Source organism: Klebsiella sp. GB_Kp056, from assembly GCF_040064755.1.
Taxonomy (GTDB): Bacteria; Pseudomonadota; Gammaproteobacteria; order Enterobacterales; family Enterobacteriaceae; genus Klebsiella; species Klebsiella quasipneumoniae.
In genome coordinates, this window is record NZ_JBEAJA010000036.1 from 55,979 (window position 1) to 69,973 (window position 13,995).

Below are 13,995 nucleotides of genomic sequence, written 5' to 3' on the forward strand. Positions count from 1 at the left end.
ACGCGCAGCGGTTTGACCACTTTTTTATCCCATGTTCCGGGATGATATGATTTAATGTGCAACATTCATGGTCTGTAAGAGGCAAAAATGGCATTATGCGCCCCTTACGACAAAACTGGCATCGACCAGGTTCAGGCAGAAAGGTTATCAATGAGCTGGATTGAACGAATTAAAAGCAACATCACTCCCACCCGCAAGGCGAGCATTCCTGAGGGTGTATGGACCAAGTGCGACAGCTGCGGTCAGGTACTCTACCGCGCCGAGCTGGAGCGCAACCTGGAGGTTTGTCCTAAGTGCGATCACCATATGCGCATGTCGGCGCGTAATCGCCTGCATAGCCTGTTGGATGAAGGTTCCCTGGTGGAACTGGGTAGCGAACTTGAGCCAAAAGATGTGCTGAAGTTCCGCGATTCAAAAAAATACAAAGACCGCCTGGCGTCCGCTCAAAAAGAGACGGGCGAAAAAGACGCGCTGGTGGTGATGAAAGGTACGCTCTACGCGATGCCAGTGGTGGCCGCGGCCTTTGAATTCTCCTTTATGGGGGGATCGATGGGTTCCGTCGTTGGCGCACGCTTTGTGCGCGCGGTGGAGCAGGCGCTGGAAGATAACTGCCCGCTGATCTGCTTCTCCGCCTCCGGTGGCGCCCGTATGCAGGAAGCGCTGATGTCGCTGATGCAGATGGCGAAAACCTCCGCGGCGCTGGCAAAAATGCAGGAGCGCGGATTACCGTACATCTCTGTGCTGACCGACCCGACCATGGGCGGCGTATCGGCGAGCTTTGCGATGCTGGGCGACCTGAACATTGCCGAGCCGAAAGCGCTGATCGGCTTTGCCGGTCCTCGCGTCATTGAGCAGACCGTACGTGAGAAGCTGCCGCCGGGATTCCAGCGCAGTGAGTTCCTGATTGAAAAAGGGGCGATCGATATGATCGTTCGCCGTCCGGAAATGCGTCTCAAGCTGGCCAGCATTCTGGCGAAGCTGATGAACCTGCCGGCGCCGGTTGCCGCTTCGGAAACGCCTCATGAAGGCGTGGTGGTGCCGCCGGCACCGGATCAGGAACCCGAGGCCTGATAAAGCAGAGGGCAGGGCCTGGCGGCGCTGCCCTTTTTTATTCAAACGCGTTAACCGTCAATTCTTGCGGGCATCATGGAAAAAGATCCTATTCCTCAGGCCACGTCGCCCCTGGCTACGTGGCTTTCTTATCTGGAACATCTGCACAGTAAAACCATCGACCTGGGGCTGGCGCGCGTCAGCGAGGTCGCGCGGCAGATGGATATCGTCAAACCGGCGCCGTTCGTCTTTACGGTCGCGGGCACCAATGGCAAAGGCACCACCTGCCGCACGCTGGAAACGGTCCTGATGGCGGCCGGCTATAAAGTGGGGGTCTACAGCTCTCCGCATCTGGTGCGCTACACCGAACGCGTGCGCATTCAGGGCGCGGAACTGCCGGAGGCGGCGCATACGGCCTCGTTTGCGGAGATTGAAGCGGCGCGGGGCGACATCTCGCTGACCTATTTTGAGTACGGCACGCTCTCTGCGCTATGGTTGTTTAAGCAGGCGCAGCTGGATGTGGTAATCCTGGAGGTGGGCCTCGGCGGCCGTCTCGACGCTACCAATATCGTGGATGCCGACGTCGCCGTGGTCACCAGCATCGCCCTCGATCATACCGACTGGCTGGGACCGGATCGCGACAGTATCGGCCGGGAGAAAGCCGGTATCTTCCGTGCCGGTAAACCGGCGGTGGTAGGGGAGCCGGATATGCCGCACACCATTGCTGAAGTGGCGCGCGAGAAGGGCGCGCTGCTCCAGCGCCGCGGCGTCGACTGGCGCTATGAGGTGGAAGGCGAGACATGGTCCTTCCGCGACGCGGGCGGGGCGTTAAGCCGCCTGCCTCTGCCTCAGGTGCCGTTGCCGAATGCCGCCACGGCCGTGGCGGCGCTGCGCTCCAGCGGCCTTGCCGTCGATGACGCTATCCTGCGCGCGGGGATCCGCGACGCGATGCTGCCGGGACGCTTTCAGATAATCAGCGACGCCCCGCGGGTGATCCTCGATGTGGCGCATAACCCGCACGCGGCGGCTTATCTCGCCGGGCGTCTCAAAACGTTAGCGAAAACGGGACGCGTGCTGGCGGTTATTGGTATGCTGCATGATAAGGACATCGCCGGTACGCTGGCCAATCTGACGCCGGAAGTTGACGTCTGGTACTGCGCGCCGCTGGAGGGTCCGCGCGGGGCGACGGCGGAGCAGCTGGTGGAACATTTGCGTGGCGGCACAGTCTATAGCAGCGTGGCGCAGGCATGGCGCGCGGCCATGGCTGACGCTCAAGCGGAAGATACAGTGCTGGTGTGTGGTTCATTTCACACGGTAGCGCAGGTAATGGAAGAGATTGACGCGGGGAGAATCGGTGGCGAGTAAGTTTCAGAACCGTTTAGTCGGGACAATCGTGCTGGTGGCGCTGGGGGTGATTATCCTGCCAGGGCTGCTGGACGGGCAGAAAAAGCATTATCAGGATGAGTTTGCCGCGATCCCGCTGGTGCCGAAACCCGGCGATCGCGATGAACCGGATATGCTGCCGGCGGCGACTCAGGCGCTGCCTTCGCAGCCGCCGGAAGGGGCGGCGGAGGAGGTGCGGGCTGGCGATGCCGCTGCGCCATCGTTAGATCCGTCGCGTATCCCGGTGAACAGCAACAGCTTCGATGACGTTCAGGAGCCGGTGGTTGCCGCGAAACCGCAGCCTAAACCCCAGCCGAAGCCGCAGCCGAAGCCGCAACAGCAGGCTGCGACGCCTACCCCTCCGCCGGCTAAGCCTCAGCAGCAGCAACCACCGCAGCAGCAGGCGGCCCTGCCGGCGCCGACCGGCAAGGCCTATGTGGTCCAGCTGGGCGCGTTGAAGAACGCCGATAAGGTGAACGAGATCGTCGGTAAGCTACGGGCATCGGGCTTCAAAGTCTATACGTCGCCTTCGACGCCGGTACAGGGTAAAATTACCCGTATCCTCGTCGGCCCGGATGCGTCAAAAGACAAGCTGAAGGGCCAGCTGGGCGATCTGCAACAGATCTCCGGGCTCAGCGGGGTGGTGATGGGCTTCACCCCGAACTGATGGTTTTTTTCCGCCATGCGGAGAGAACGCGGCGGGGCTAAACGCCCCGCAAACCCTGTCTCAGCCGCCCTGAAGAGGCGAAAGGCAGTCTGGCGTTGAATGTTTTTTCAGCGCCATTTTTATTTCTGTAGGGCAAGGAAATCCCTACGCAAACGTTTTCTTTTTCTGTTAGAATGCGCCCCGAACTGGACGACAGGGCGTAAAATCGTGGGACGTATATGGTCTGGATTGATTACGCCATTATGGCGGTGCTGGGTCTTTCTTGCCTGGTCAGCCTGATCCGCGGCTTCGTTCGCGAAGCTTTATCGTTAGTCACGTGGGGTTGCGCGTTTTATGTCGCCAGCCACTACTACGCTGACCTGTCTGTCTGGTTTACGGGCTTTGAGGATGAACGGGTTCGAAATGGGATTGCTATTGCGGCGCTGTTTATCGTGACGCTCATCGTTGGCGCTATCGTGAACTATGTGATAGGCCAGCTGGTGGAGAAGACCGGTTTGTCAGGTACCGACAGGGTATTGGGGATCTGCTTCGGCGCGCTACGTGGGGTGCTGATCATCGCCGCTATCCTGTTCTTCCTTGACACCTTTACCGGGATGGCGAAGAGCGATGACTGGCAGCAGTCGCAGTTTATTCCCTATTTTACCCCCGTCATCAGATGGTTTTTTGAATACCTGCAAAGCTCGTCAAGTTTCTTGCCTAAAGTATAGACTTTGGGTCGTTGCTGAACGAGGAAAAGACGTATGTGCGGTATTGTCGGTATCGCCGGTGTTATGCCGGTTAACCAGTCGATTTATGATGCGCTAACGGTGCTCCAGCACCGTGGACAGGATGCCGCTGGCATCATCACCATTGATGCCAACAACTGCTTCCGGTTGCGTAAGGCTAACGGGCTGGTAAGCGACGTATTCGAAGCCCGCCATATGCAGCGTATGCAGGGCAATATGGGGATTGGCCACGTGCGTTACCCCACGGCGGGCAGCTCCAGCGCCTCCGAAGCGCAGCCGTTTTACGTCAACTCGCCGTATGGCATCACGTTGGCGCATAACGGCAACCTGACCAACGCCCATGAGCTGCGTAAAAAGCTGTTTGAAGAAAAACGCCGCCATATCAATACCACCTCAGATTCCGAAATCCTCCTCAATATTTTCGCCAGTGAGCTGGATAACTTCCGTCACTACCCACTGGAAGCGGACAACATCTTTGCCGCGATTGCGGCGACCAACCGCCTGATCCGCGGCGCGTACGCTTGCGTGGCGATGATCATCGGTCATGGCATGGTGGCCTTCCGCGACCCGAACGGCATTCGTCCGCTGGTGCTGGGCAAACGTGACGTAGGCGATGGCCGCACCGAGTATATGGTGGCCTCGGAAAGCGTGGCGCTTGACACCCTTGGCTTTGAATTCCTGCGCGATGTGGCGCCGGGCGAAGCGGTTTATATTACCGAGAAGGGCCAGCTGTTTACCCGTCAGTGCGCCGATAACCCGGTCAGCAACCCGTGCCTGTTCGAGTATGTCTATTTTGCCCGTCCGGACTCGTTTATCGACAAAATTTCCGTCTACAGCGCCCGCGTCAATATGGGGACCAAGCTGGGCGAAAAGATTGCCCGCGAGTGGGAAGATCTGGATATTGACGTCGTTATCCCGATTCCGGAGACCTCCTGCGATATCGCGCTGGAGATCGCCCGCATCCTTGACAAGCCTTATCGTCAGGGCTTCGTGAAGAACCGCTACGTCGGCCGCACATTTATCATGCCGGGTCAGCAGCTGCGTCGTAAGTCTGTGCGCCGCAAGCTCAACGCCAACCGTGCGGAGTTCCGCGATAAGAACGTGCTGCTGGTGGACGATTCCATCGTCCGCGGCACCACCTCGGAGCAGATCATCGAGATGGCGCGCGAAGCAGGGGCGAAAAAAGTGTATCTGGCCTCAGCCGCGCCGGAAATTCGTTTCCCGAACGTGTACGGTATCGATATGCCGACCGCCAACGAACTCATCGCCCATGGCCGCGAAGTGGATGAGATCCGCCAGATCATCGGCGCCGATGGCCTGATTTTCCAGGATCTCAACGATCTGATCGAAGCGGTGCGCGCGGAAAATCCGGATATTCAGCAGTTTGAATGCTCAGTGTTCAACGGCGTATACGTCACCCGGGATGTCGACCAGCAGTACCTCGATTACCTCGATTCCCTGCGTAACGATGATGCCAAAGCGGTCCAGCTGCAGAACGAAGTCGAAAACCTCGAGATGCACAACGAGGGTTAAGCCGTTCGCGCGTCGCGGGCCCGCCGTTTCTGATGGACGGCGGGCCTTTTTTTCGCCCGGCAACCGTGCGTCAATGGTTGCGCCAACGGCTATAATCCGGCAAAGTCTGCGGCACGACGCGCAAGGGGTAACTGAACGTGAAACGACTGATTATTGGCATTTCCGGCGCCAGCGGCGCCATCTATGGCGTGCGGATGCTGCAGGTGCTACGGGATGTGCCGGATATTGAAACCCATTTGATCCTCAGCCAGGCGGCGCGCCAGACGCTGGCGATGGAGACCGACTTTACCGTGCGTGAAGTGCAGGCGCTGGCTGATGTGGTGCATGATGCCCGCGACATCGCCGCCAGCATCTCCTCCGGCTCGTTTAAAACCGCCGGGATGGTGATTTTACCCTGCTCAATGAAAACGCTCTCGGGTATTGTCCATAGCTACACGGATGGTCTGCTGACGCGGGCGGCGGATGTGGTGCTGAAGGAGCGTCGTCCGCTTGTGCTCTGCGTGCGGGAGACCCCGTTCCATCTTGGCCATCTGCGCCTGCTGGTGCAGGCCGCGGAGCTGGGGGCGGTGATTATGCCGCCGGTGCCGGCCTTCTACCATCGGCCGCAAAGCCTGGATGATGTTATCAACCAGACCGTCAACCGGGTGCTCGATCAGTTCGACATTAGCCTGGAACAAGACTTGTTTACTCGCTGGCAAGGGGCTCAGGATTGCACCAAATAGGTGCGTGAAATGTACGCTTGCGCTGCGGTGGTGCAAATTTGTCGCCCCGATCAAATCCTCGACATTTATTTCGTCTTTTTGCGCTCAGGCGCTGCGGTTTCGCCAGTAATGCTGGTATCTTCCCTTTTAAGACAATTCTGCAACTTTATTTTAACAAATTTAACCCTATTCCCGGCACGCACCGGGAAGATGGCACAAAAACTGCAGGATTGCTCGGCAATCACCATAACAAGCAACGCACCACATCACGACACTTAAGGGTACTGTATGAAGAAGACGATTCTGGCTCTCTCTTTACTCGTGGGAATGAGCAGCACGGCCAGCGTGTTCGCTGCTCTGCCGCAGAGCATTCGCATTGGCACTGACGCGACCTATGCGCCGTTTTCGTCGAAAGACGCGAAAGGGGACTTTGTTGGCTTTGATATCGATTTAGGTAATGAACTGTGCTCCCGTATTAAGGTGAAATGTACCTGGGTCGGCAGTGATTTTGACTCCCTGATCCCCTCCCTCAAGGCGAAGAAAATTGACGCCATCATCTCCTCGCTCTCCATCACCGAGAAGCGCCAGCAAGAGATCGCCTTCTCTGACAAGCTTTATGCCGCCGACTCCCGTCTGATCGCGGCCAAAGGCTCGCCGATCCAGCCGACGCTGGAGGCGCTGAAAGGTAAACACGTCGGCGTGCTGCAGGGCTCCACGCAGGAAGCCTATGCTAACGATCGCTGGCGCAGCCAGGGCGTTGACGTGGTGGCCTATCAAAACCAGGACCTGATCTATTCCGACCTCTCCGCGGGTCGTCTGGATGCGGCGCTGCAGGATGAAGTCGCCGCCAGCGAAGGCTTCCTCAAACAGCCCGCCGGGAAAGATTTCGCCTTCGCCGGCCCGTCGGTTAAAGACAAGAAGTACTTTGGCGACGGCACCGGTATCGGCCTGCGTAAGGACGACGCCGAGCTGAAAGCCGCGTTTGATAAAGCGCTGGGCGAGATGCGCAAAGACGGCACCTACGACAAAATGGCGAAGAAATACTTCGATTTTAACGTCTACGGCGACTAAGACTGCCGCAGGCCCGCGCTATCGGGTGGGCCTGCCGCCATGCTCGTGTAAAAGCCCTGAAAAGGTGCATCGCCAGACGCTGTGGATCATTTTAGTGCAAAGGCGGCCGCTTTTGTGGCTAAAAAATGCATAGTTAAGCGTTTGTGATGCAAAAAAATGGCCTTTCTGGTGCATAAATCTTTGCCCTCAAGGGGCGAATAATGGCACGATAACTGGTGTTAATAGTTCTAATAAACCCGTTAGAATGACAGTCTGTCGAGGATAGTTATGAAAAAACTGGCGTTGTCTCTCTCTTTAGCGCTGGCCCTTTCCAGCGTTTCCACGGTCTTTGCCGCTATTCCGCAAAAAATTCGTATCGGTACCGATCCGACTTATGCTCCCTTCGAATCGAAGAATGCGCAGGGGGAATTGGTGGGTTTTGATATCGATCTGGCAAAAGAGCTGTGTAAGCGTATTAATACCCAATGTACCTTTGTGGAAAACCCGCTGGATGCGCTGATCCCCTCTTTAAAAGCGAAGAAAATCGACGCGATTATGTCTTCGCTGTCGATTACCGAAAAGCGTCAGCAGGAAATCGCTTTCACCGACAAACTGTATGCGGCTGATTCGCGTCTGGTGGTGAAAAAGGGCAGCTCCGTGACGCCGGACCTCGCCACCCTGAAGGGTAAGCGCGTGGGCGTGCTGCAGGGCACGACGCAGGAAACTTATGGTAATGAGCACTGGGCGCCAAAAGGTATCGAGATTGTCTCCTATCAGGGACAGGACAATATCTATTCCGACCTGACCGCCGGCCGTATTGATGCCGCTTTCCAGGATGAGGTCGCGGCCAGCGAAGGGTTCCTGAAACAGCCTATCGGTAAAGATTACCAGTTTGGCGGTCCGTCGATTAAAGACGAAAAGCTGTTCGGCGTCGGCACCGGTATGGGGCTGCGTAAGGAAGACAACGAACTGCGTGAAGCGCTGAATAAGGCGTTTGCAGAGATGCGTAAGGACGGCACCTACGACAAGCTGGCGAAAAAATATTTCGATTTTAACGTATACGGCGAATAATTCTCACGCCTCACCACTGCGCGTCCGATTCACGCGCAGTGGTGGATGACAGACAGGGTAGGCAGCATGCTGTATGGGTTTTCACAGGTTATTTTGCAGGGTGCGCTCGTCACCCTGGAGCTTGCGCTCAGCTCGGTCGTCCTCGCCGTCCTGATCGGGCTGGCGGGCGCGGGCGCAAAGCTATCGAGCAACCGTCCTCTGGCGCTGGTGTTTGAAGGCTATACCACACTGATCCGCGGCGTCCCCGACCTGGTGCTGATGCTGTTGATTTTCTACGGCCTGCAAATTGCGCTCAACAGCGTCACCGACGCGTTGGGCATGTCGCAGTTTGATATTGACCCGATGATCGCCGGGATAATTACCCTTGGCTTTATCTATGGCGCCTATTTTACGGAAACCTTCCGCGGCGCCTACCTGGCGGTGCCGAAGGGGCATATCGAAGCGGCCACCGCCTTTGGCTTCAGCGGCGGGCAGACGTTCCGGCGCATCCTGTTCCCGGCGATGATGCGCTACGCGCTGCCGGGGATCGGCAACAACTGGCAGGTTATCCTCAAGGCGACGGCGCTGGTCTCGCTGCTGGGGCTGGAGGATGTGGTCAAAGCCACGCAGCTGGCGGGCAAAAGCACTTGGCAGCCGTTCTACTTCGCCATCGTCTGCGGTCTGATTTATCTGGTGTTTACCACCCTGTCTAATGGCGTACTGCTGCTGCTCGAACGCCGCTATACCGTTGGCGTGAAGAGGGCTGACCTGTGATTGAAATTATTCAGGAGTACTGGAAATCACTGCTGTGGACCGACGGCTATCGCTTTACCGGCGTGGCGATTACCTTATGGTTGCTGATCTCTTCGGTGGTCATGGGGGGCATCCTGGCGGTCTTTCTGGCAATCGGCCGCGTTTCGAGCAATAAGTTCATCCAGTTTCCCATCTGGCTGTTTACTTACATATTTCGCGGCACGCCGCTGTACGTGCAGCTATTGGTCTTTTACTCCGGCATGTACACCCTGGAAATCGTCAAAGGCACTGAACTGCTGAACGCCTTTTTCCGCAGCGGGTTAAACTGTACGGTGCTGGCGCTGACCCTGAACACCTGCGCCTATACCACCGAAATTTTCGCCGGCGCGATCCGCTCGGTACCGGCGGGCGAAATTGAAGCGGCGCGGGCCTACGGCTTCTCTTCGGTCAAACTGTACCGCTGCATCATCCTGCCTTCCGCGCTGCGGATTGCGCTGCCGGCCTACAGTAACGAAGTGATCCTGATGCTGCACTCAACGGCGCTGGCGTTTACCGCCACGGTGCCGGATCTGCTGAAAATCGCCCGCGATATCAACTCTGCCACCTATCAACCGTTCACCGCCTTCGGCATCGCCGCGGTGCTCTATTTAATTATCTCGTATGTGCTGATTAGCTTGTTCCGCAAAGCGGAAAAGCGCTGGTTGCAGCATATCAAACCTTCTTCAACGCATTGAGAACGCCATGTCCGACAATAAATTAAACGTTATCGATCTGCATAAACGCTATGGGGAACACGAGGTGCTGAAGGGCGTCTCGCTGCAGGCGAAAGCCGGGGACGTTATCAGTATCATCGGTTCATCGGGTTCCGGGAAAAGTACCTTTTTGCGTTGTATTAACTTCCTTGAAAAACCGAGCGAAGGCACGATCATCGTCAGCGGCCAGAATATTGGCCTGGTACGGGATAAAGACGGCCAGCTGAAGGTAGCCGACAAGAACCAGCTGCGCCTGCTGCGCACCCGGTTGACCATGGTGTTTCAGCATTTCAATCTGTGGAGCCATATGACGGTGCTGGAGAACGTCATGGAGGCGCCGATTCAGGTGCTGGGCTTAAGCAAACAGGAAGCGCGCGAACGGGCGGTAAAATACCTGGCCAAGGTCGGGATAGACGAACGTCAGCAGGCGAAATACCCGGTGCATCTTTCCGGCGGCCAGCAGCAGCGTGTCTCTATTGCCCGCGCGCTGGCGATGGAGCCGGAGGTGCTGCTGTTTGATGAGCCGACCTCCGCGCTGGATCCGGAGCTGGTGGGCGAAGTGTTACGCATTATGCAGCAGCTGGCGGAAGAGGGGAAAACCATGGTGGTGGTGACCCACGAAATGGGCTTTGCCCGCCACGTCTCTTCGCATGTCATTTTCCTGCATCAGGGAAAAATTGAAGAAGAAGGGCATCCGGACGCGTTATTCGGCGCGCCGAAAAGCCCGCGCCTGCAGCAGTTTCTGAAAGGTTCGCTAAAATAAACGGCTCACCCGGCGTCCGCGGGCGCCGGGTGGGATCCACGCTCCAGCCGGTAGATCCAGTCATCGTAATCGACGCCGTTCAGATGATAGGCTTTCTCCAGCACCTGCGTGCGTACAAAGCCCTGCTTCTCCAGCAGGCGCGATGAGCCACGATTCTCTGCCAAAACCCAGGCATTGATAGCCCGCACCCCCAGCGTACTGAAACCATAATCGCAGATCGCCCGCAGCGCTTCGCTGGCATACCCTTTTCCCTGAGCCTCGGGCAGCAGCGCATAGCCGACGTCGGCCTCGTGCGGATTTTTAGGGCTGACGCGAAGCCCAATATCGCCCAGCGCATCGCCGTGCTGATTACGCAGAACATACACGCCGGGATCGGCGCAGCGACTGGCGAACACGCTGCGCAACGCCTCCTCGCTTAACATTTCGCCCATAAAACGCATCACCTGCGGATCCTGGCGCAGGCGCAGAAAAAAGGGCCAGTCATCGGTAACAAAGCGGGTAAGCGAAAGGCGAGGCGTGGTGATGGTCGTCATAAAGCAGTCAATACAAAGAAGGAAAGGCCTACCTTAGCACTTTACTCCGCCTGGTAACACCGGCGAACCGGCCCGCTGGCGATGAACTCAGGCGCTTCAGGGCGAGGGTTGTCCGGGATAGGGCGACGCTGCAGCGCCAGGCTGAGACCATCCAGGCGTGGGGCATTAGCCAGCAGAATGGAATCAGGGGAGCCAATGCCCCCCCGTGTCAGCCATTAACTCAGCACATCCTTTAGCGCTTCGTCGAGATCGTACCAGCGGAAGGCGAAGCCGGCGGCTTCCAGCCGCTTAGGCAGCGCGCGCTGACCGCCGAGCACCAGGACGGCGGATTCGCCCATCAGCAGGCGGATGGCGGCGGCGGGGACGCGGAAAATCGCCGGTCGATTGAGCGCATGACCCAGCGCGTGGGCGAACTGCTCGTTATGCACGGGATAGGGCGAAACCATATTGAACGGGCCGCGCAGATCGTTATCCAGCAGCCACAGAATGCCGTTAACCATATCGTCGATATGGATCCAGGCCAGGTACTGTCTGCCGCTGCCGATAGGCCCGCCGAGGCCGAGCTTAAAGGCTGGGGTCATTTTGCCGAGAATACCGCCCCGCGGCGCCAGTACCACGCCGGTGCGCAGCAGACAGACGCGAGTGCGCTCGCTTTGCGCTTCGCAGGCAATTTGCTCCCAGCGGGCGCAGAGCTTATGGGTAAACTCATTGTGCGGCGGCTCTTCTTCGGTCACCACCACTTCGCCGAGGTCGCCGTAATAGCCGGTGGCTGACCCGCTGATCAGCACGGAGGGAGGGGTGTCGCTGGCGTGGATCAGGCCTACCAACCGCTGAGTGAGATCCCAGCGACTATGGCATAAGCGCTGTTTCTGTTCGGTGGTCCAGCGTTTATCGGCGATGGGCTCGCCCGCCAGATTGATGACGGCATCGATGTCATTGAGGTGGTGATGGCCCTCGAAATCGCGCCACAGCGTGACGCGTGGATCGAGACGGGCGCGGGCGGTATCCGGATGCCGGGTGGAGACCGTGACGCTATGCCCGAGCTCCAGCAATCTGGGTATCAGATGTCGGCCAATCAGGCCGGTACCACCAGTAAGCAGGATCTTCATACCACCTCCCTGACATGGTTAGCGCCGCCAGCTCATGGTCATGGATACCGAGTCGGCATAGCGCAGCGCGTGAAGTTTATCGATCTCCACTTCAGCATATGTGACCCAGTGATGTTCGCATGCGATATTCAGCACATCCTGAGTTAATTTTTCCAGCAGTGAAAAACGACCATTCTCAAGATGGCTGATGATGCGTTTGGTAATGGTGCGGTAGTTCAACGCATCATTAATGTCCTCGCTGTCGCGCGCTTTATCGGCAGGGTAGTGAATGGCCACATTCACCACCACGTCCTGGCGATTGGCGATCTCTTCCTCTTTAATACCAATAAAAGTACGCAGGCGCAGGTTCTTAATACGAATAATGGCGTCTGGTTGAGACATTGCAGGCTTCCTCCGTGGTGTAAGTCCTGCAATCATACAACAAAGCGCGACGGGCGAGCAGGGGGTTAATAAGACTGAATTTTTAGCATCGCTTCCACCGTCGCCGGCCGCTGCTTAATGCGCTCATACCAGTTATGCACCGCCGGATAGTTCGCCAGATCGATCCGCTGGCGGACATGGCAGTTCACCCAGGGCCAGGCGGCGATGTCGGCGATGCTGTAGTGGTCCCCGCCCAGCCACGGGCTGGATCCCAGGCGGTGATTCAGTACCCCGTAGAGTCGCTGGGTTTCCACCTGAAAACGCTCAATCGCGTAGGGCACGGTTTGCGGCGCTGAGTGGGAAAAATGCTGATTTTGCCCCAGCATCGGTCCCAGGCCGCCGACCTGCCAGAACAGCCACTGCAGGGTGGTATAGCGCGCCCGCAGCTCCCCGCTCAGCAGCTTGCCGCTTTTTTCCGCCAGATAGAGCAGAATGGCGCCGGACTCAAAGACGCTCAACGGCGCGCCGCCGTCGGCAGGCATGTGGTCGACGATAGCCGGAATTTTGTTATTCGGCGAAATCGCCAGAAACTGCGGATGAAACTGCTCCCCTTTACCGATATCGACCCGAATTAGCCGATAGGCCAGCTGCGCCTCTTCGAGAAAGAGGGTGATTTTGTGGCCGTTTGGGGTGGGCGCATAGTAGAGATCGATCATAATATTTCCCGCCGTCGTGGGTCGCAAACTGATCGAGTATAGGTGAAGCTGCGCGACCCGGGAGAAAATCCGCGAGCGGCGCGTCGGTCTGTCGCCAGCCACGCAGCGGCCGAGCAGTGACATCGCCTGTAAGACAGGCTATGTTGGTTTATTGCCCTGTCTACCAACCCTGAGGAAGCTATGAGCCAGCCTGTGATTACCCTGTGGTCCGATGCCGATTTTTTCTCACCGTACGTGATGTCTGTCTATGTCGCGCTGCAGGAAAAGAGCCTGCCTTTTAGCCTTAAAACCATCGACCTGAACCGCGGCGAACATCTGCAGGCCGGCTGGACGGGCTATGCCGCCACCCGTCGCGTACCGCTGCTGGAGGTTGACGATTTCGCGCTGAGCGAGTCTTCGGCCATTACCGAATATCTGGATGAACGTTTCGCGCCGCCTGAGTGGGAGCGCCTTTATCCACACGATCTGCAAAAGCGGGCCCGCGCCCGGCAGATCCAGGCCTGGCTGCGCAGCGATCTGGTGCCCATTCGTGAAGAGCGATCCACCGCCGTGGTGTTTGGCGGAGTGAAAATGCCGGCGCTCAGCGAGGCAGGCAAGCGGTCGGCGGAAAAACTGTTTGCCACCGCGACCACACTGCTGGCCCACGGCGGGCAAAATTTATTCGGCGAATGGTCTATAGCCGACGCCGACCTGGCGCTGATGCTCAATCGTCTGGTTCTCAATGGCGATGAGGTGCCGGAGGCGCTGGCGGATTATGCGGCGTTCCAGTGGCAGCGGGCCTCAATCCAGCGTTACGTGGCGCTTTCCGCCAAACGCGGAGGCTGATAACCCGCTGCGCTTCCGCTATCAT

General features: G+C 57.8%; 18 protein-coding genes. 13 read left to right on the forward strand and 5 right to left on the reverse strand.

Annotated features, from left to right (window positions below):
• Positions 1-150: 150 nt before the first annotated feature.
• From accD to ABLV52_RS03935, 6 genes are all read left to right on the forward strand, one after another.
• Positions 151-1,071, forward strand: coding sequence for an acetyl-CoA carboxylase, carboxyltransferase subunit beta (gene accD / locus ABLV52_RS03910; RefSeq protein ID WP_004201773.1), 921 nt, complete (start codon positions 151-153; stop codon positions 1,069-1,071).
• 75 nt (positions 1,072-1,146) lie between these two features.
• Positions 1,147-2,415 (forward strand): bifunctional tetrahydrofolate synthase/dihydrofolate synthase, encoded by a 1,269-nt coding sequence (folC, locus tag ABLV52_RS03915; RefSeq protein WP_348890032.1) that lies wholly within the window; start codon positions 1,147-1,149, stop codon positions 2,413-2,415.
• On the forward strand, positions 2,405-3,100 hold the full coding sequence (dedD, locus tag ABLV52_RS03920) for a cell division protein DedD (RefSeq protein ID WP_023290524.1): 696 nt from the start codon (positions 2,405-2,407) through the stop codon (positions 3,098-3,100). Before folC ends, dedD begins: the two co-directional genes overlap by 11 nt.
• Before the next feature lie 218 nt (positions 3,101-3,318).
• Complete coding sequence (gene cvpA / locus ABLV52_RS03925; RefSeq protein ID WP_023290523.1) at positions 3,319-3,807, forward strand: colicin V production protein; 489 nt, start codon at positions 3,319-3,321, stop codon at positions 3,805-3,807.
• Between the two features lie 33 nt (positions 3,808-3,840).
• Positions 3,841-5,358 carry an amidophosphoribosyltransferase gene (purF, locus tag ABLV52_RS03930; RefSeq protein WP_004180758.1) on the forward strand — a complete coding sequence of 506 codons (1,518 nt, stop codon included), beginning with the start codon at positions 3,841-3,843 and terminating at the stop codon, positions 5,356-5,358.
• 137 nt (positions 5,359-5,495) lie between these two features.
• Positions 5,496-6,080, forward strand: coding sequence for a UbiX family flavin prenyltransferase (locus ABLV52_RS03935; protein ID WP_023290522.1), 585 nt, complete (start codon positions 5,496-5,498; stop codon positions 6,078-6,080).
• Between the two features lie 65 nt (positions 6,081-6,145).
• Here ABLV52_RS03935 and ABLV52_RS03940 read toward each other — a convergent pair whose 3' ends face one another.
• Complete coding sequence (locus tag ABLV52_RS03940; protein WP_286130081.1) at positions 6,146-6,307, reverse strand: hypothetical protein; 162 nt, start codon at positions 6,305-6,307, stop codon at positions 6,146-6,148.
• A gap of 40 nt (positions 6,308-6,347) precedes the next feature.
• On the opposite strand from ABLV52_RS03940, the gene argT reads away from it, so the two are divergent.
• The 5 genes from argT to hisP all read left to right on the forward strand — a co-directional run bounded on the left by argT (position 6,348) and on the right by hisP (position 10,427).
• Complete coding sequence (argT, locus tag ABLV52_RS03945) at positions 6,348-7,130, forward strand: lysine/arginine/ornithine ABC transporter substrate-binding protein ArgT (RefSeq protein WP_004180753.1); 783 nt, start codon at positions 6,348-6,350, stop codon at positions 7,128-7,130.
• Positions 7,131-7,397: 267 nt separating this feature from the next.
• Positions 7,398-8,180 carry a histidine ABC transporter substrate-binding protein HisJ gene (gene hisJ / locus ABLV52_RS03950; protein ID WP_048297936.1) on the forward strand — a complete coding sequence of 261 codons (783 nt, stop codon included), beginning with the start codon at positions 7,398-7,400 and terminating at the stop codon, positions 8,178-8,180.
• 66 nt (positions 8,181-8,246) lie between these two features.
• Positions 8,247-8,933: a histidine ABC transporter permease HisQ gene (locus ABLV52_RS03955; protein WP_023290521.1), complete on the forward strand. Its 687-nt coding sequence runs from the start codon at positions 8,247-8,249 to the stop codon at positions 8,931-8,933.
• Complete coding sequence (gene hisM, locus ABLV52_RS03960) at positions 8,930-9,646, forward strand: histidine ABC transporter permease HisM (RefSeq protein ID WP_002913207.1); 717 nt, start codon at positions 8,930-8,932, stop codon at positions 9,644-9,646. Before ABLV52_RS03955 ends, hisM begins: the two co-directional genes overlap by 4 nt.
• A gap of 7 nt (positions 9,647-9,653) precedes the next feature.
• On the forward strand, positions 9,654-10,427 hold the full coding sequence (gene hisP, locus ABLV52_RS03965; protein ID WP_021440513.1) for a histidine ABC transporter ATP-binding protein HisP: 774 nt from the start codon (positions 9,654-9,656) through the stop codon (positions 10,425-10,427).
• A 5-nt stretch (positions 10,428-10,432) separates the two neighbouring features.
• Here the strand turns inward: hisP and ABLV52_RS03970 are convergent, their stop codons facing one another.
• Positions 10,433-10,960, reverse strand: coding sequence for a GNAT family N-acetyltransferase (locus ABLV52_RS03970; protein WP_348890033.1), 528 nt, complete (start codon positions 10,958-10,960; stop codon positions 10,433-10,435).
• Between the two features lie 128 nt (positions 10,961-11,088).
• On the opposite strand from ABLV52_RS03970, the gene ABLV52_RS03975 reads away from it, so the two are divergent.
• On the forward strand, positions 11,089-11,196 hold the full coding sequence (locus tag ABLV52_RS03975) for a hypothetical protein (protein ID WP_032453602.1): 108 nt from the start codon (positions 11,089-11,091) through the stop codon (positions 11,194-11,196).
• Here the strand turns inward: ABLV52_RS03975 and ABLV52_RS03980 are convergent.
• The 3 genes from ABLV52_RS03980 to yfcG all read right to left on the reverse strand — a co-directional run bounded on the left by ABLV52_RS03980 (position 11,176) and on the right by yfcG (position 13,145).
• The gene (locus tag ABLV52_RS03980) at positions 11,176-12,069 is read right to left on the reverse strand and encodes a TIGR01777 family oxidoreductase (protein WP_348890034.1); all 894 of its coding nucleotides are present in this window, start codon (positions 12,067-12,069) and stop codon (positions 11,176-11,178) included. The two genes, ABLV52_RS03975 and ABLV52_RS03980, sit on opposite strands and share 21 nt — an antisense overlap.
• 18 nt (positions 12,070-12,087) lie before the next feature.
• Positions 12,088-12,450 (reverse strand): dihydroneopterin triphosphate 2'-epimerase, encoded by a 363-nt coding sequence (gene folX, locus ABLV52_RS03985; RefSeq protein ID WP_002913200.1) that lies wholly within the window; start codon positions 12,448-12,450, stop codon positions 12,088-12,090.
• A gap of 65 nt (positions 12,451-12,515) precedes the next feature.
• Positions 12,516-13,145, reverse strand: coding sequence for a GSH-dependent disulfide bond oxidoreductase (gene yfcG / locus ABLV52_RS03990; RefSeq protein ID WP_023290519.1), 630 nt, complete (start codon positions 13,143-13,145; stop codon positions 12,516-12,518).
• Positions 13,146-13,325: 180 nt separating this feature from the next.
• On the opposite strand from yfcG, the gene yfcF reads away from it, so the two are divergent.
• Positions 13,326-13,970: a glutathione transferase gene (gene yfcF / locus ABLV52_RS03995; protein ID WP_032453600.1), complete on the forward strand. Its 645-nt coding sequence runs from the start codon at positions 13,326-13,328 to the stop codon at positions 13,968-13,970.
• Positions 13,971-13,995 lie beyond the last annotated feature (25 nt).